Genomic DNA, 17,025 nt, shown 5'->3' with positions numbered 1-17,025 from the left:
TTTATAACGTACATTTTTATTCGGGTAAACCATATGTTTTGGTTTACCTTTTTTAGTCGTTCACAATTTAAAAAGATAAGATCGCTTCATCAATAAATGTTCCAGCGCGGAAAGTATATGAATTGATAAATAAGAAACCAGCCTATTTTAAGGCTGGTTTCTTATTATTTTACAGCTTCTTTTAATTCTTTACCTGCTTTAAACGCTGGAACCTTTCCAGCAGCAATTTGAATTTCTTCGCCCGTTTGAGGATTTCGTCCTGTACGAGCCGCTCTTTCGCGTACCTCGAATGTGCCAAAACCGATGAGTTGTACCTTATCACCAGTTTGTAAAGCATTTGTAATTGCATCGAATACAGATTGGACAGCTACTGAAGCGTCTTTTTGTGAAATATCAGCTGTTTGAGCCACGTTTTTAATTAATTCAGTTTTGTTCATTTTTTCACCTCATATTCATTTTTTTATCTAGGTTTGTTTTTGTAATGAGTGATAGAATGTAGCAATATTGTTGAAAGCATTGATAGAACCACATTGTTATCTTAATTTCGGTGAAAGAGGCGGAATCCCTGCAAAATATAGAGGAATTTATTTTTATTACCTTTTTAGAAAGGAGGATTTGTATAGAAAATAATAAATTTACTATATAAAATAGAAGGAGGGGGGGAATGCAATTATGATTATTCGTACAAATCAAGAAGAAATCATATTAATTCGGCAGCATGACCACGGATTGTTGGCAGGAGAATTTGCAAAAAAGTTTAGAAAAGATTTTTTTGAAGAAACAGCCTACTTAAATGAATGTGTGGATGCGATTGATCAACATGATAAAGGCTGGATTGGATTAGATAAAACACCTATTTGGAACGATGCAAAGAATGTACCATATTCTTTTATGGATTGCCCAAGCTCTTTGCGCTTCGTTTTTTACTCGATAGGCCTGAATGAAATCGAAAATTCAAATCCTTACGGTGCTATGCTATGTAGTAAACATTTCACCTCATTTCCTCTTAATCCAAAAGATCCGGAAATGGTATCATTTTATAAGCAAGAATTGGATCGTCAAAAGAAATTTTTGAAAACGCTAACAAAAGAGCGGTATAAGATGTTTGATAAGCATTATAAACTTTTGAAGTTTTGTGATGAGCTATCTTTATATGCTTGTATGAATGAACCTGGTGTAACGAAAGAAGAAGAAATTGATTTATTTAAAAAAGGATTTGAAGGCACTGAAATTTTTAACACTGTTACCGATAAATCGTTTACAGCTGAGTGGATAGATAAAGAAAAAATCCGAATTACGCCGTTTCCCTTCGAATCAGAATTTAAGACACATGTAAGATATAAATCTATACCTAAAAATATAATAGAGGAAATTGGTATTGTTAAAGCGGATGAAGAAGCAGAATGTAAGAAACTAGAATTACATTTTATGAGATAAGTATGTAGTTATATAAAAATAAGGAAAAGAGGGGAAAGAAATGTATGATGAATGCAGTAGCGAGCATTTTATGCTTGATACAAGCAAAAGGCATCCCATTTCTATAGGGGATACCTTTTGCCTGTAAATTTTATTAACTTGCAATTTTTTTATTTGAGTTTTTTAATTTCTCTGCTTGTAAAAATCGATTAGTTTCTGCTACCACAACACCACTTAATCCAATTAGACCAATTAAGTTTGGAATAGCCATAAGTCCGTTTGCGATATCAGCAAATGTCCAAACGATTCCGAGTTTTAAGTTGGCACCAATTGCAATCATAACAATGAAGATGGCTTTATAGTATTGTACAGCACCTTGTCCGAATAAATAGGCTACACATTTTTCACCATAATAAGACCATCCTAAAATAGTAGAGTAGGCGAATAAGATAATTGCAATACCAAGAATCATGCTACCAGCATTGCCAAATACAGATTGGAAAGCAAGTGTTGTTGCTTCAACACCAGTTTTTCCAGATTTCCATGCATCTGTTGTAATTAATACTAAACCAGTAATCGTACAAACAATAAATGTATCAAGGAAAGTGCCTGTCATTGATACAAGCGCTTGTTTAGCGGGTGAATCTGTTTTTGCAGCCGCCGCAGCAATTGGTGCACTTCCTAAACCAGCTTCATTGGCGAATACCCCGCGTGCCATTCCGATTTGAATTGCGGAAGCAACTGTTGCACCGATGAAACCACCAGCAGCTGCAGTACCTTGAAATGCACCAGAAAAAATAAGTGAAAATGCTTCTGGGACTTGATCAAAGTGATAAAAAATAATAATGAGACCAGAAATTACATAAAAGAAAGCTTTAAGTGGAACGAAAAATCCAGTGACTTTCCCGATTTTTTTTACACCACCTAAAATAACAATCGCAATTAAGAAAGCCATTAATATACCAGTTAAAGCAGGAGGAAATGCAAAATTTATTCTCATAGCTTCTGCAACGGAATTTGATTGCACCATATTTCCTATTCCAAAAGAAGCGGTTGTTCCGAAAATAGCAAATAAAATAGCGAGCCATCTTTTTCCTAAGCCACGCTCTAAGTAATACATTGGACCGCCGGAATATTCGCCGTTTTCATTACTAATACGATATTTTACCGCGAGGATTGCTTCTGCATATTTTGTTGCCATACCGAACAAGGCAGTGATCCACATCCAAAATATTGCCCCGGGTCCACCGATTGTAACAGCAGTTGCGACACCAGCTATATTTCCCATACCAATGGTCGCGGCCATTGCTGTCATGAGTGCTTGGAAATGACTAATATCTCCTGAAGAAGACGTGTCTTCTGATTTTCGAAATGCTAGTTTGTGAGCGTATAATAGTTTACGAAACTGTAAACCTTTTAGACGCACTGTGAGAATGATTCCGGTTCCGACTAGAAGGAATAAGGTTGGTAACCCCCATACGTAGTGATTGATTTGTTCTAATACTTTACTTACTGTCTCCATTTTTATTCTCCTTTTTAGAAAAAATAAAAAACCACTTCACATAAATGAAATGGTCTCTGGAGAAACAAGGGATAGAAAAATAAACCGATCCAAATCGGCGTTTTCTTTCGCTTGTCTCTGTCCTTTTACCTGAGAGATTATCCGCTAATACAGCGGATTTGCTCCTTCGGTGCTCTGTTTCCTCTGCACTATATGATAGGCGAGAGGGAGTCTCTCCAGAGATTCGTCCCCATGCAGTTCTACTTGTAACAAGACCTGAGAGTTTCAAAGCTGAGTCATCAACTTTTTGCCCCGTCGGTAGATCAATAGATCTTCTCCTGAATGGTTCATCCGAATTATGTGATTAAAAACTTAGTTATATTGATATGAAATGACTTTTACATAATCAATAAACAACATTATAGGTTCCTTATAAATGAATTGCAATCATTTTTTATTGGGAGATACTTTTAAACAAAAATTTTATCCCGCATTAACGGGTAGTAAGACCCCCTACTTCAAGATTTAGAGAGAAACAAGGAAGGTGGGGGATCAACTGCCCNNTAATAATCAGTGGGGGATGAAGAAAATCCCCACTGATTAAAGTTTCACTTTATCTCCTGAAATGGCAGGAGATTATAGAGGGAATTTATTTTTGGGTTATCCCGAATATACCTTCTAGTTCAGCTAACATAGATAAAGCCATGACAATATTTTGATCAGCAAGACCTAAAGATTGCGTAGCATTTTCTAAACTATCTTTTATGGGTTTCTCATTGTTTAAGCCTTGCGTAACAGATAATGCGGCATTTTCCATACAATTTGAAGCGGCTATAAACGCGGTTTTAAAATGATTTATTTTCTGCTTCAGTGCAGGATCATTCATTTTTCCTTCAGCTTTAAATGTCTCCGTATTTTTAGAAATCTCGTTGAATTGGTTTGCTATATTATTCATTTTATCTAGTAATTCAGCTGTATTTATGTTATCTGGATTTGAATTTAGTTTAGTCCATGTTGGTAACCATTCCTGTTCTACAATATTATCGTACTTTGTAGTAAGTGAATCAATTTGAGATTTTAATTCTTGTTGATAGATTTTTTTATCGATAGGTTCTTTTATAGTTTGTATTTTTGTTTCTTTCGTGTAGTTCAAAAAAACAATGGTCCCAATGCTTGTGATAATCAGTATGCTAAAAAGCCAAAACCACCATTTTTTATAGAACGATTTTTTCATTTGGTATTCCCTCCTAATATACAGAATATAAGATATATCAATCTATAATAACAAGTTACATAGTTGGAAGTTGTTTTATTTTGTCGAAAAAAGGAAGGGTTTGAGAAATAAATAATAGGATTATATAGAAATAATTAGTAAAATATTAAATGATATTACTCTTAATAACATGTAAGGAGGGGGTTTTCAATGGAGAAAAAGAGACGGAAAATATACTCTAATATAATATAATTAGGGTATTAGTTTTAGGTGGACTATTAGTGCTAATATTCATGACGAGAGAATCAAAGATTAAAGATTTTCCAGTCCCAATGTCAGCTATTTATATTGAAGATGAGAATCAAGCACATTATCAATATATAAGTTTAATGCCTATTTCGAAAATAAAGGGATGGGAGAAGATGGGCATACTGTAGTATTTCAAAAAGGAGATAGGAAAGTTATCGTATTGCGTTATCCGGGGGGAAATACATATTATTTGTTTGAAGAATAGATTCAGATATTGAAAAGTGGAAAAAATAATCGCCATGAAACAAGGAGAGAGAAGAGGATGGGATCACATGAAACGGATTCTAACATGTATAGTACCGATTTTTTTAATGGTGTTGGGAAGTTGCAGTATGTTTCATAAAGAAACAACTGATGTTATATATTTGATTCCTGAAGGCTATGAAGGAGATTTGATTGTGCTATATAATGTGCCAGATGCCAAACTGCTTGAAACAGAAGAAGGGTTTCAGGTTGTTTCGTTTACAAACGAAGGAACTGCTATCACATCTACCAAAGATATGAAATATGGTAGGGTAAATGATCAGTATTTTACGGTTGATAAGAACGGAAAGCGCAAGAAATTAGATCAAACTTGTATTCATATGATGTCAAACGGAGTTTCTACAAATCATGTGGGAGAACCTAATGAACAGACGTTTCCTTTTAATAAACTAGAAGTCACACAGTCACTGTGTGGTCCGCAATTCAATTCAGATGGAAGAAAGGTATCTGATAATGAGGAACACCCCATCGAAGAGAAACTGGAAAAACTAATTCAAAGTGTATATGACAAAGGGTTAATCCAACAAAAATAATGTCCGCAAAGTTCCTTTCATGATACGAAAAGACACGTTCCTTTTTTACCTTCCTGCTCCCATATAGATAGGGATACGCCTACATGTTGCTAAAATTGTATCAAAATAGATAGATTTTTCGGTTTTCCATTCTAAATTTTTTGATTTATAACTCATTTCTATATAACATGGAAGTAACACTTTATATAGAAACGAGTTGATAGATTGGCAATTATTAAAAAAATAGGCCGTTTTTGTCCTGTAGATGATACGGGATACATTATAAATGATTCACATATCAATAAAATTCAACCAGTTTTTCTAGAGGTAATACAAGAAGTAAAGAATATGTGTTTTCAATCGTTACAGGATGATTTGCATAGCATTTATATAAGAGGATCTGTTCCAAGAGGGATTGGAATAGAGGGGATTGCAGATATAGACACAATTATATTAGTTCGAAAAGATACGAAGGAAATGGATTTGGGATGGAGCGAAAGTATACAGCAACAATTGCTTCAAAAATTTGGTTGTATATCTGGGGTGGAATTAAGTTTTTATGATGTTGAAGAAGTGTTACATTCCAGTCGTTTTTCGTTCATAAGTTTTATGATTCAAACACATGGAGTATGTATATTCGGTGAAGATATAAGGTCTCAGCTACCTAAATATAAAGTAAGTCAAGAATTAGCTCGTGAACATCTCATACATTTACAGTCACAAATCGAACAAGCATGTGAAGAGTTAATTCATAATAAAGGCAGGGATGATGTAACCGATTGTTGTCGCTGGATTATGAAGATAGTAGTTAGAGCAGGGTTAGCTTTAACAATTGATAAAGAAGGGCTTTATTCTAGAGATCTCTATCCAGCATATGAGTTGTTTAGTAGGCACTTTCCAGAGCAAGAACAAAATATGAGGAAAGCGCTGCAATATGCAGTTAATCCTATAGAGGACATAAAAGAAATTGTAGTGTTTTTAGATGATTTTGGGAGTTGGATGATAAAAGAAGCGGATTACTATTTAGAAAACAGCGAACGAAATAAAACATAATTTTATTATGTAAACAGAAGAAATTCATTTTTTACGTTATAGGTGAGGGAATGTATAATAAGGGGGATTTTATATGTTATTAAAAACAATATTTTGCAAAGTAGATAAACAGAAAAAAGATTTGTTTTCAACTGCCCAAAAGAAATGGTGTGATTTGCAACACTTAAAGGGATTTCATGGGCAATTCGGAGGCTGGGATGAAGATGAAGCCTGTATATTTTCTATTTGGGAAAGTATGGGTACGTATCAAGCATTCATGAATGAAGTACACGATACAATTTTTTTAAATAGTAATCAAGAGGATACATATGTTTCATGTGAAATAGAGAAATTTCAAACGTTATATGACATAACAAGTATTCCTTTTATGGATGCAATTGCTAAAGGTTCATTTGTAAGAATCGCAATTTGTGATGTGAAGAGTGGAAATGAGCAACATTTTTTACATGTACAAGAAACGATTTGGAATAAAGGGATGGAACATGTAGAAGGAATGTTAGGTGGCGTTGTAGGAAGATCGATTACAAACTCAAATCGTTATGTAGTTCTATCTTATTGGCAAGATGAAATGGTACATCAACGTTATGTGAAAGGAATTTTCCCGGAGCTATATAAGTTAGCTAATGTAAAAGAGTATGTTGAAAACATAAATGGAAAGCAAGTTGTATGTAAGGAAGAATGGTCCGTTGTAGGTTTGAAATAAAGTCACAGTACGCATAAAGGTTCACTTTATAACACCTAATTTTAATTCTGCTGAAGAAGAATCTTTTTTCAAAAGGATTCTTTTTTGTTTACAAAATACTGTGGATTATTTAGATGCTTAATTGAGCCGTATTCCAAAACTATGTTTGTATATTAACTATGAAAAAGGTAAATAAATGATGTTATATGCAGCAAATATTCATTTGGTGGCAATATAGTATAAGGTAAAAAGGAAAAGAAGACCAATTATTTTCTTATAAACATGTAATTAATTGAAGACGCCATATACTCTTTCATGTTAATATATTTAAGTTATAATAGGAGGCTTACCCTTTTGTATTGTACGGTAGAAGCAGTGTGAGCTTGAAATTTTTAGAGAAAAGGATGTGCCTAACTTGCGTATAAATAAATTTATTAGTGAATCTGGAAAAGCATCTAGACGTGGAGCAGATAAATTAATTAATGAAAGAAGAGTAATTATTAACGGAAAGGTTGCAAAAATAGGTGACCAAGTACAACCAGGTGATGACGTGCGAGTAAATGGAGAGCAGCTTCGAATTGCTCGAGACCATGTGTATATCGCTTTAAATAAACCAGTAGGTATTACATGTACAAGTGAAAAGGCAGTTAAAGGTAACATTATCGATTTAGTGAATCATCCTTTACGAGTTAATCACGTTGGGCGTCTTGATAAAGATTCAGACGGTTTAATTTTGTTAACGAATGATGGCGATATTATTAATGAAATTTTACGTGCTGAAAATAAACATGAAAAAGAATATATTGTTTCAGTAGATAAACCGATTACGCCTGAATTTTTAAAACAAATGGCAGCGGGTGTTAAAATTTTAGGAACAAAAACGCTTCCTTGTGAAATAACACAGTTATCAAAATATGAATTCCAAATTATTTTAACACAAGGATTAAACCGCCAAATTCGTCGTATGTGTGAAGCTTTAGGTTATCAAGTTTACACATTAAAACGTACGCGGATTATGAATATTCAATTAAATAATTTACCAGTTGGACAGTGGAGAGATTTAACGAAGAAAGAGAAAAAAAGATTATTTGCAGACTTAAACTACGAACCACAAGATTGGTAAAAAAGATAGGGAAAATCAAAAAACATGAAAATTGTTTTTGATTTTCCCTTTTTTTATTGAACAAAAAAGATTTTTTGACACTTGCAAAAGTAAAATGAATAGGATATAGTAAATAACAATTAATGGATGTATTATAAAAGCAAAGAAAAGGACACGAGTTATTTTAAACGGTTATACAGAGAAGGAAGGAAAGCTGAGAACTTCCTAACGCAGAGAAATAACTTACCACCTTAGAGCTGCACTGGGGAAAATGAAAGTATCTAGTGCCGTGTAAGCGACGTTACCTGCAAAAGAAGCCATTGTACGATGAAGTATGATGGGAATCTGGGTGGAACCACGAATATAAGCATATTCGTCCCTATTTATTAGGGATGAATATGCTTTTTTATATTTAATTTCATAATAAGCGAAGAAAAGGACACGAGTTATTTTAAACGGTTGTACAGAGAGGGAAGGAAAGCTGAGAACTTCCTAACGCAGAGAAATAACTTACCACCTTAGAGCTGCATTGGGGAAAATAAAAGTATCTAGTGCCGTGTAAGCGACGTTACCGTAAAAGAAGCCATTGTATTTTTATGATGGGAATCTGGGTGGAACCACGGGTAAAAGCACACTCGTCCCTATTATTAGGGATGAGTGTGCTTTTTTATTATGAAATGGAGAGATGAACAATGAGAGAACAGATGATTGAAATTATATTTCCGGATGGTAGTATAAAAGAATTTGTAAAAGGAATTACTTTAGAGGAAATTGCAGGATCAATTAGTACTAGTTTAAAAAAGAAAGCAGTAGCGGGAAAGGTGAATGGGCAGGTTTTTGATTTACGCCGAAACATTGAAGGAAATGCGAAAGTGCAAATTATTACTATGGATTCAGCGGAAGGCGTAGAAATCGCAAGACATACTTCTGCACACATATTAGCGCAAGCTGTAAAAAGAATATATGGTGATGTGAAATTTGGGATAGGACCTGTTATTGAAAATGGATTTTATTATGATATGGATCTTCCAAACAGCATAGCTGTAGAGGACTTACCTAAAATTGGGAATGAAATGCAGAATATTGTGAATGAAAATTTAAAAATAGAGAGAGTTGAAATTACTAGAAAAGAAGCAGAGGAGCTTTTTCAAGATGTAAATGATCATTTGAAGTTGGAACTTTTAGAAGCGATTCCTGAAGGTGAAGTTGTTACAATTTATAAACAAGGAGAATTTGTTGATTTATGCCGTGGTCCGCATTTACCGTCAACTGGTTATTTAAAAGCATTTCGATTAACTCATGTTTCCGGTGCATATTGGCGCGGAGATAGTAATAATCAAGTACTTCAGCGTATATATGGTGTTGCGTTTTCTTCGCAAAAAGAATTAGAAAGCTATTTGCAGTTTGTAGAAGAAGCAGCAAAGAGGAACCACCGTAAGCTAGGCAATGAACTTGAACTATTTATGTTTTCAGAAGAAGCACCAGGAATGCCTTTTTATTTGCCAAAAGGGCAAATCATTCGTAATGAACTAGAGTCCTTTTTAAGAGAAATACAGCAAAAATATGATTATCAAGAAGTTCGTACTCCTATTATGATGAATCAAGGGTTATGGGAAGAATCAGGGCATTGGGATCATTATAAAGATAATATGTATTTTTCAGAGGTAGACAATAAAAGTTTTGCATTAAAACCGATGAATTGTCCTGGACATATGCTAATGTTTAAGCACAAACTACGTTCGTACAGGGATTTGCCAATCCGAATGTGTGAATTTGGGCAAGTGCATCGTCACGAATTCAGCGGTGCATTGAACGGACTACTAAGAGTTCGTACATTCTGTCAGGATGATGCACATTTATTTGTCACTCCTGAACAAATAGAAAGTGAAATAAAGTCAGTGCTACAACAAATTGACTATGTATATAGAACATTTGGTTTTGAATATGAAGTTGAGCTTTCAACAAGACCTGAAGATTCAATGGGAGATGTTGAGCTATGGAACCAAGCTGAATCAGCTCTCGAAAATGTATTGGAATCACTGAATTATAAATATAGAGTGAATGAAGGAGATGGCGCATTTTACGGTCCGAAAATTGATTTTCATATTAAAGATGCTTTGAAAAGAAGTCATCAATGCGGAACTGTTCAACTAGATTTCCAAATGCCAGAGAAATTTGATTTAAATTATATTGATGAGAGAAATGAGAAAAGAAGACCAGTTGTGATTCACCGTGCTGTTTTAGGTTCTTTTGATCGATTCTTAGGAATATTAATAGAACATTTTGGGGGAGCATTCCCAGCGTGGTTAGCTCCAGTTCAAGTGAAAATAATTCCTGTTTCCAATCTAGTACATGAAGAATATACAAAAGAAATTGAAGAAAAATTACAGAGCGTTGGTCTTCGCGTCGAACGAGATGTTCGCGGTGAAAAATTAGGATATAAAATACGGGAAGCTCAGATTCAAAAGGTACCATATGTCCTTGTTATAGGGGATAAAGAAATGGAGAATGGAGCGGTAAATGTACGCAAGTATGGTGAAGAAAAATCTGAAGTGGTTTCGCTAGCTACATTTATAGAAAGCTTACAAGTAGAAATTCACAATAGGAAAGATAGAGTATAAAAGTAAATGTTGAAGCACACCGCTTTTTATAAGTGGTGTGTTTTTTATCCCGTATCTTATAAATTGAGACCATTCATGCCCTATATAAACAAAGGCGAAGTTTTCAAAGAGATTCCGCCTGTTCAACGTACAATGAACTTCAACAATTACTAGCTACTTCCTAAACATTGTTCCTCATTTACCAACCTGTTTATGCTTTTTTCAAAATTTGCAACAGAACCCTCAATTTTTATATTTATTGAACAGATGATTACTCCAAAATCGATAGATGCTCCTTCTACCCTATAGAGATTGTAGAGCCTGCATCTAATCTCGTTTACTGATGAAATCTTTATAAGCGTCAATTTTATATTCAAGCATCTCATCTGCAGCCTTTAATGTTCTGATTTGTTTCTTAATAGCGTCTTTATGTTCTTCTAAAAGGCTTAACCGCTCTAGTGTAGTATGTTCTCCTTCTAAAACTAATGAAGCATATTTCTTTATTTTCGCGATAGGCATTTGTGTTTCTTTTAACTTGACAACAAATTGTAGCCATTTAATATGTGAATCATTATATCGCCTGTCTCCGCTGGCATCACGAACCGGCGTTATAATTTTTTCCTTTTCGTAATACCGCAATGTATGTGTACTTATCCCTAAAATTTTAGCCACTTCACCAATGGTATGCATAAGAAACCTCCAGATTAATTTTTTCTTGACTTAGAGTTAACTCTAATCATTATAATCAACTCATAGTTCGTTCACAATAAAATTAATTGGATAAAATTCAGGAGGGATTTATATGAAATATACAGTTATTACGGGTGCCAGTTCAGGAATTGGGTATGAAACGGCTCTTGCTTTTGCGGCTCGCGGAAAGAACTTAATCATAGTAGCTCGCAGAACGGAGGAATTGGAAAAGCTAAAATCAAAAGTGGCTGACGTTAACGCAGACCTGGATGTTGTCATTCGAACTGTTGATTTATCTGTTACTACAAATGTTTATGCATTCTACGAAAGTCTTCAGGACTATCAGATCGAAACCTGGATCAACAATGCTGGGTTTGGAAACTTTGCTTCTGTTGGGGAACAAAATTTAAATAAGATTGAGACGATGATTCATTTGAATATTGAAGCCTTAACCGTTCTGTCCTCTCTTTATGTGCGTGACTATGCAGATGTTAAAGAAACGCAAATCATCAATATTTCTTCAGGAGGAGGATATCTGATTGTTGCAGATGCTGTGACCTACTGCGCGACAAAGTTCTATGTAAGTGCCTTTACAGAAGGGCTTGCACAAGAATTGAAAGGAAAAGGAGCAGCCATGCAAGCAAAAGTCTTGGCTCCTGCTGCAACAGAGACCGAATTTGCGAAACGCTCCTATGATATTGAGAATTTTGAATATGATGGTATTGTTCCTAAGTTCCATACAGCTGAACAAATGGCCGGTTTCTTACTGGATTTATATGACAGTGAGAAGGTGGTAGGAATTGTGAATGGAGAAACGTATGACTTCGAATTAAGAGATCCGATTTATCCGTATGTGACGCGGACAAGAAACTAGTCTTTTAAAATCCGAATATAACAAAAAGCAGATAATTCTTTAGCGTATATTTTCGTTAAAATGTGGCGGTAATTTTAGTAAATCTTTTGCATTTACGATAGATATATTAAAAATAATCATTTAGCTTTAACACAATATTATTGTTGGTATCAAGTATATGAAGTTTCGCTTAACAAAGCTCGTCTAGAAAATCAGCAAATTAGAAAATAAAACAGGATGGGAGTCGCTTATTATGGAACAATCAAATAAAGCGTTTAGCGAGGCATTAGTAAAATCGTTAAGAGGAGAACGAGGACATCTTCCTATCAAGAATGCTTTGTCGGATATAGACTTGGCGCTTGCGGGAAAACGCAGAGAGGAACTGCCTTATTCTATTTATCAATTAGTGAAACACATGACCTACTGGCAAGATTTTCTCTTATTATTTGCTCAGGGGGAGAATCCTGCATTGCCTGCCCATGTGAAAGAGAGCTGGCCTGAAGAAGAATGTCCTGGCAGTGAGGAAGAATGGGAACAAATTATTCAGTATTTTCTTCAAGGGATTGAACAGGCATGCACGATTGCTCAAACTGTTCAATTGGACAAACCATTGGAGAAATGGCCTAGTGAAACCCCGGGCGGTGTGCTACGTAATATTGCATCTCACAACTCCTACCATTTAGGTGAAATTGTGCTGATTCGCAGATTATTTAGTGCTTGGCCACCGCCAACAGGTGGATATCCGGTCTAAACAAGGTTATGGGTGGAACCCTTTCCTTTGAATTGATTCAATATAGTTATATTGCGGATATTAAGTGGATTTTGAGGGGAATGGAAAGTTGTAAGAAGAGTTGAATACTATTATGTGAAGAGACACCGCCTGTTAAAACAGGTGGTTTTTTTCTCTCGACCTATATTCTTTTAGGGGTTCTGTTGCAAAGTTTTCTAAATGAGTTGTCCCCGCATTTTAATATTCACTTATTAATGAGGAAATTGAACCGTTTCTTTTTTTACTAGTTGTGTTTCTACATTGTTAGAACAACCTGTAATTATAAATAAAGAAGTAATTGCTAATCCTGTTGCTACATAATATTTCACGTTTTTAGACTCCTCTCCTATTGTACAGAGATAATAAAGTTGTTTAATTTACAATAAAGTCGTTTAAAACATAATAAAGTTGTTTGAAAAATGTCGGTCATGTTATTCAGCAATCGGGCCATTTAATGGAGGAAGAATCTCAAGAGAAATTGAATACTTTTGGTATTGCTAGTGTGAACAAAAATAAACCATAAAAAAGTAATCCATAAAAACTAGAAAGTATAAATATAAATGATCACAATTGGGATTAAAGAAATGTATGATAAAACTTGCAGAGGAGGTGTATTAATATTTGGAAATAAAAATGTCTTTAATGATATAGTCGCTGATTATGAAATAGCTCGACCAGGTTATACAACTGATTTGTTTACGGATATTGTTGAATATGCAATGATAAAGAATGAAGCAAAAATACTTGAAATAGGTCCAGGTCAAGCTACTGAATATTTTGTGAAAAATCGATATTCTATTACAGGATTAGAGCTTGGAGAAAAACAAGTTGAGTATTTATTAAAAAAATACTCTGAATATCAAAATTTCAACGCTTTATGTACATCCTTTGAGGATTTCAAGGGTGAACAGGAAACATATGACTTAATTTTTGCAGCTACAGCATTTCATTGGATTAAGCCAGAGATTGGATACCCTCAAGCTTACAACTTACTGAAAAAAAACGGAGTAATGGCTGTTTTTTGGCATATGTCGTCAATCATTGAGCCGAAAACTGAAATGTTAAATCAAATTAGAAATATTTTTCGGAAATATGCTCCTGAGTTTGATAATTATATAACTATGGAAGAAGCTGAAGACCTACATAATTATATGATTTTAAAATCTTCGTTAATACTGACTTTGAAGTAGCGAGAAAAAGAGGGGCTAAACGGGAAGAACGAGCTTTTGGAAGCTATGAAAGAGCCGAAGAAATGTTCATTAAAAGGTATCATGCAGCTTCGAAACTCTACTTAGAGAAACATTCACCTCAATTTAATGCGGATGTAGTTATTAAAAATAATGATTTAAATAATCCCGATTTTGTTTAGAATTAAACACTTTTCTTCTTTCGCTAACGGAGGCTTTAATTGAAGTTCCCTTTTGAGATTTAAGTGATTGTTTTGTAGAATCGATATTCAAGTATCGGGCGCTATTTTTTCATTATCCGTCATTTATCTTAAAGATTTAGATTATATATAGGGCGTGTCTTAAGTTGTTTTCTATAACGTTAGTAATTATAGGATGGGTTATTGCCTGTGATTCGAACCATTTCTATAAAAAAGGAGAATAATAACGTATAGGTGTTACTATTCCCAAATTTTTTATACGTTTTTTTAATCAGAGAATCATATAGTAAGGTTAATATGTGTATTTTTAATCAAACATTATTTTAAAACTACAGAAGTATGTAACAACATGTCGCTACAAAAAGAACGGAGGAAATACGGTGAAAATGCATCTTCAAGAAAGTTTATATGTTGAGTTGAAAAATGCAATTCGTTGTCATTATAACGAACTTATAACTAGGTGCGGTGTTGACACAATATATGGGTACTCCATATTAACAGACGATTGTGTCAATAGCATTGGACCAGTGGCTAATAAAGAGAGACTGATCAAAGTTAATAAATCGGACCCTTTATACAATTATTATAGATATGGAGCTGTTGAGTGGAGCGAATGGGACGATTTCGGAATGTTTGATGAAGTGAACAAAATTATTAAGAAATATCATGAAACCGTCGAAGATGACTTTAACATGCGAGTAAATACACTGTTGAAAGAATCGTTAAATGTGTTAATGGAACTTGAATCAGAAGGATTGTTTGGAGACAGAAATGATAATCGATTTATTGTCATTTGTGTAACGGATTCATCGAACGAAATCATGATTGAATCAGCTCGATTGCTTAATACATTAAAGATATACGAAGAATATGCTTCAGAATTTGCATAAGAATGAATATAAGTAAAACTGCTCTCTATAAGAGGCGGTTTTCTTTTGTTCGAAAGTCAACAATTTTAAACAACTCTATTATGTTTTAAACGACTTTATTGTTATATTTTTGAGTACAGTGAAGTATCTTATATCGAAAATTAAACAAGCATAACCCCGTCTTAAATTTGGAACGGGGTTATGCTTGTTTTTGGTGTTAAAATATAATAGCTTTATTGTTTTTTTACACCTATATGTATGAGATTTTGAGTATATGGAATAAATGTTAAGAAATTATGGAGTGATATGCATGATTTCGAGTGAAAAGGAATTGTTGGAGAATCTTTATCTCGCTTAAACTGGCAGTAGGACGCTTATTGATTAATGTTTTACTTTCTACACGATAATTATTAATTGACGAAAAATTATAACAATAATAAAATGAATTACATTGGATAATTTGTTTTGATACATAGAATTCAAGGGGGATTATTATGAAGCCAACATTTTTTGCCCAAAATAGAGAACGATTAACGAGAACATTGCCAGATGGATCGATTACTATTTTATTTGCCGGACAGGCACCACATATGTCAGCTGATGCACACTATAAATTTGTGCCGAATCGAAATTTTTACTATTTAACGGGAATCGATGAGCCAAATGTTATTTTTATTTTAAAAAAGTTTGGAGATAGTGTAGAAGAAACTCTTTTCATTGAAAAGCCAGATCCAGTGCTTGAAAAATGGGTTGGTAAAACCGTTTCGAAAGAAGAAGCAGAAAATATTTCCGGTATTAAGAAGGTTGTATATATAGAAAGTTTTGAAGTAACAATTGCGAATACACTTTTCGCAGAAAATGTGAAACATGTGTATTTAGATTTGGAACGTCGTAATTGGAAAGGTACTGAGACGAAGGCGCTAGCATTTGCGAAGCACGTAAGAGAACAATATCCTCATCTTTCAATTGGGAATGTCTATCCGAACATTTGTGAATTACGAGTGTTCAAAACAGATGAAGAAATTGAAAAAATAAAAGAAGCAATTGCGGTTACTCAAGAGGGTATTTATAATGTGCTGAAACAAGCGAAAGCAGGCATAATGGAATATGAATTAGAAGCGCATTTTGATTTCACATTAAAATCGTCTGGTATTAAATATCATGCATTCGATACAATTTTGGCGAGTGGTAAAAATGCTACTGTGCTGCATTATGAAGATAATGATGCGAAAGTGCAACAAGGTGATTTAGTACTGCTCGATTTAGGTGCTCAAAAAGACTACTACAATGCTGATATTAGTTACACATTCCCAGCTAGTGGAACATTCTCTAATCGCCAAAAACAAATATATAATATTGTATTAAAGGCATTAAAAGAAACAACTGAACTTATAAAGCCAGGATTAAAATTCGCTGCATTAAATGAACATACAAAAAAAGTACTGGCAGAAGAGTGTAAAGACATTGGTTTAATTCAAGAAGATGAGGAACTATCTAAATATTATTATCATGGTGTGAGCCATTTCCTCGGTTTAGATACTCATGATGTAGGAACATACAAAGATAGAGTATTAGAAGAAGGTATGGTCATTACGATAGAACCAGGTTTGTATATTGAAGAAGAATCAATTGGAATTCGTATTGAAGATGATATTCTTGTCACAAAGGACGGATATGAAAACTTATCAAAAGATATCATTAGAACGGTTGAAGAGATTGAAGAGTTTATGAGAGAAAATAATGAAAATGTTAAGGCAAGACAAGTTGTTACAAAATAGTAAATGTAAAAGACGCTCAATTTTTGA

15 protein-coding genes, 4 pseudogenes, 1 riboswitch and 2 other annotated features are annotated in these 17,025 nt (G+C 34.1%); of the genes and pseudogenes, 14 read left to right on the top strand and 5 right to left on the bottom strand.

The window, feature by feature from the left end:
* Positions 1-164: 164 nt before the first annotated feature.
* Positions 165-437: an HU family DNA-binding protein gene (locus CN373_RS07635; protein WP_001043909.1), complete on the bottom strand. Its 273-nt coding sequence runs from the start codon at positions 435-437 to the stop codon at positions 165-167.
* 235 nt (positions 438-672) lie between these two features.
* Between CN373_RS07635 and CN373_RS07630 the strand changes: the two genes are divergently transcribed.
* Positions 673-1,437 (top strand): DUF3891 family protein, encoded by a 765-nt coding sequence (locus CN373_RS07630; RefSeq protein WP_000586926.1) that lies wholly within the window; start codon positions 673-675, stop codon positions 1,435-1,437.
* A gap of 133 nt (positions 1,438-1,570) precedes the next feature.
* Here CN373_RS07630 and CN373_RS07625 read toward each other — a convergent pair whose 3' ends face one another.
* Together CN373_RS07625 and CN373_RS07620 are read right to left on the bottom strand one after the other, a co-directional pair.
* Positions 1,571-2,938, bottom strand: coding sequence for an alanine/glycine:cation symporter family protein (locus CN373_RS07625; protein ID WP_098359031.1), 1,368 nt, complete (start codon positions 2,936-2,938; stop codon positions 1,571-1,573).
* A 107-nt stretch (positions 2,939-3,045) separates the two neighbouring features.
* Positions 3,046-3,167, bottom strand: a riboswitch (glycine riboswitch).
* A 399-nt stretch (positions 3,168-3,566) separates the two neighbouring features.
* On the bottom strand, positions 3,567-4,151 hold the full coding sequence (locus tag CN373_RS07620) for a hypothetical protein (RefSeq protein ID WP_000748130.1): 585 nt from the start codon (positions 4,149-4,151) through the stop codon (positions 3,567-3,569).
* A gap of 272 nt (positions 4,152-4,423) precedes the next feature.
* Between CN373_RS07620 and CN373_RS07615 the strand changes: the two are divergent.
* The 7 genes and pseudogenes from CN373_RS07615 to CN373_RS25810 form a co-directional block, all read left to right on the top strand.
* Positions 4,424-4,644 (top strand): annotated as a pseudogene (locus tag CN373_RS07615) (hypothetical protein).
* A 67-nt stretch (positions 4,645-4,711) separates the two neighbouring features.
* The gene (locus CN373_RS07610) at positions 4,712-5,236 is read left to right on the top strand and encodes a DUF6843 domain-containing protein (RefSeq protein WP_033664082.1); all 525 of its coding nucleotides are present in this window, start codon (positions 4,712-4,714) and stop codon (positions 5,234-5,236) included.
* Between the two features lie 204 nt (positions 5,237-5,440).
* Positions 5,441-6,268, top strand: a complete 828-nt coding sequence (locus tag CN373_RS07605; RefSeq protein WP_000974690.1) for a hypothetical protein — start codon at positions 5,441-5,443, stop codon at positions 6,266-6,268.
* A gap of 73 nt (positions 6,269-6,341) precedes the next feature.
* On the top strand, positions 6,342-6,971 hold the full coding sequence (locus CN373_RS07600; RefSeq protein WP_000925130.1) for a DUF4937 domain-containing protein: 630 nt from the start codon (positions 6,342-6,344) through the stop codon (positions 6,969-6,971).
* A gap of 394 nt (positions 6,972-7,365) precedes the next feature.
* The gene (gene rluF / locus CN373_RS07595) at positions 7,366-8,073 is read left to right on the top strand and encodes a 23S rRNA pseudouridine(2604) synthase RluF (protein ID WP_001222175.1); all 708 of its coding nucleotides are present in this window, start codon (positions 7,366-7,368) and stop codon (positions 8,071-8,073) included.
* A gap of 133 nt (positions 8,074-8,206) precedes the next feature.
* Positions 8,207-8,436, top strand: a binding site (T-box leader).
* Between the two features lie 37 nt (positions 8,437-8,473).
* Positions 8,474-8,698, top strand: a binding site (T-box leader).
* Between the two features lie 46 nt (positions 8,699-8,744).
* Positions 8,745-10,673 carry a threonine--tRNA ligase gene (gene thrS / locus CN373_RS07590; protein WP_098359030.1) on the top strand — a complete coding sequence of 643 codons (1,929 nt, stop codon included), beginning with the start codon at positions 8,745-8,747 and terminating at the stop codon, positions 10,671-10,673.
* A gap of 62 nt (positions 10,674-10,735) precedes the next feature.
* Positions 10,736-10,837, top strand: a pseudogene (locus tag CN373_RS25810) (IS6 family transposase); the annotation flags it as partial.
* Positions 10,838-10,979: 142 nt separating this feature from the next.
* On the opposite strand, the gene CN373_RS07580 reads toward CN373_RS25810, so the two are convergent.
* Complete coding sequence (locus CN373_RS07580) at positions 10,980-11,342, bottom strand: MerR family transcriptional regulator (protein WP_098359029.1); 363 nt, start codon at positions 11,340-11,342, stop codon at positions 10,980-10,982.
* Between the two features lie 112 nt (positions 11,343-11,454).
* Between CN373_RS07580 and CN373_RS07575 the strand changes: the two genes are divergently transcribed.
* Together CN373_RS07575 and CN373_RS07570 are read left to right on the top strand one after the other, a co-directional pair.
* Positions 11,455-12,216: an SDR family NAD(P)-dependent oxidoreductase gene (locus CN373_RS07575; protein ID WP_098359028.1), complete on the top strand. Its 762-nt coding sequence runs from the start codon at positions 11,455-11,457 to the stop codon at positions 12,214-12,216.
* A gap of 232 nt (positions 12,217-12,448) precedes the next feature.
* On the top strand, positions 12,449-12,946 hold the full coding sequence (locus CN373_RS07570) for a DinB family protein (protein ID WP_098359027.1): 498 nt from the start codon (positions 12,449-12,451) through the stop codon (positions 12,944-12,946).
* Between the two features lie 242 nt (positions 12,947-13,188).
* Here CN373_RS07570 and CN373_RS07565 read toward each other — a convergent pair.
* Positions 13,189-13,293: pseudogene (locus tag CN373_RS07565) on the bottom strand (F510_1955 family glycosylhydrolase); the annotation flags it as partial.
* Positions 13,294-13,524: 231 nt separating this feature from the next.
* On the opposite strand from CN373_RS07565, the gene CN373_RS07560 reads away from it, so the two are divergent.
* From CN373_RS07560 to CN373_RS07545, 4 genes and pseudogenes are all read left to right on the top strand, one after another.
* Positions 13,525-14,154, top strand: a complete 630-nt coding sequence (locus tag CN373_RS07560) for a class I SAM-dependent methyltransferase (RefSeq protein ID WP_002056651.1) — start codon at positions 13,525-13,527, stop codon at positions 14,152-14,154.
* A pseudogene (locus CN373_RS25805) lies at positions 14,112-14,333 on the top strand (hypothetical protein); the annotation flags it as partial. The gene CN373_RS07560 and the pseudogene CN373_RS25805, both read left to right, overlap by 43 nt.
* Before the next feature lie 398 nt (positions 14,334-14,731).
* On the top strand, positions 14,732-15,241 hold the full coding sequence (locus CN373_RS07550) for a DUF4303 domain-containing protein (RefSeq protein WP_098359026.1): 510 nt from the start codon (positions 14,732-14,734) through the stop codon (positions 15,239-15,241).
* 473 nt (positions 15,242-15,714) lie between these two features.
* Complete coding sequence (locus CN373_RS07545) at positions 15,715-16,998, top strand: aminopeptidase P family protein (RefSeq protein WP_000805080.1); 1,284 nt, start codon at positions 15,715-15,717, stop codon at positions 16,996-16,998.
* Positions 16,999-17,025 lie beyond the last annotated feature (27 nt).

Origin of the sequence: Bacillus cereus, assembly GCF_002561295.1 — a bacterium.
GTDB classification, from domain to species: Bacteria; Bacillota; Bacilli; order Bacillales; family Bacillaceae_G; genus Bacillus_A; species Bacillus_A cereus_S.
This window is presented reverse-complemented; position numbering and strand designations above follow the sequence as displayed.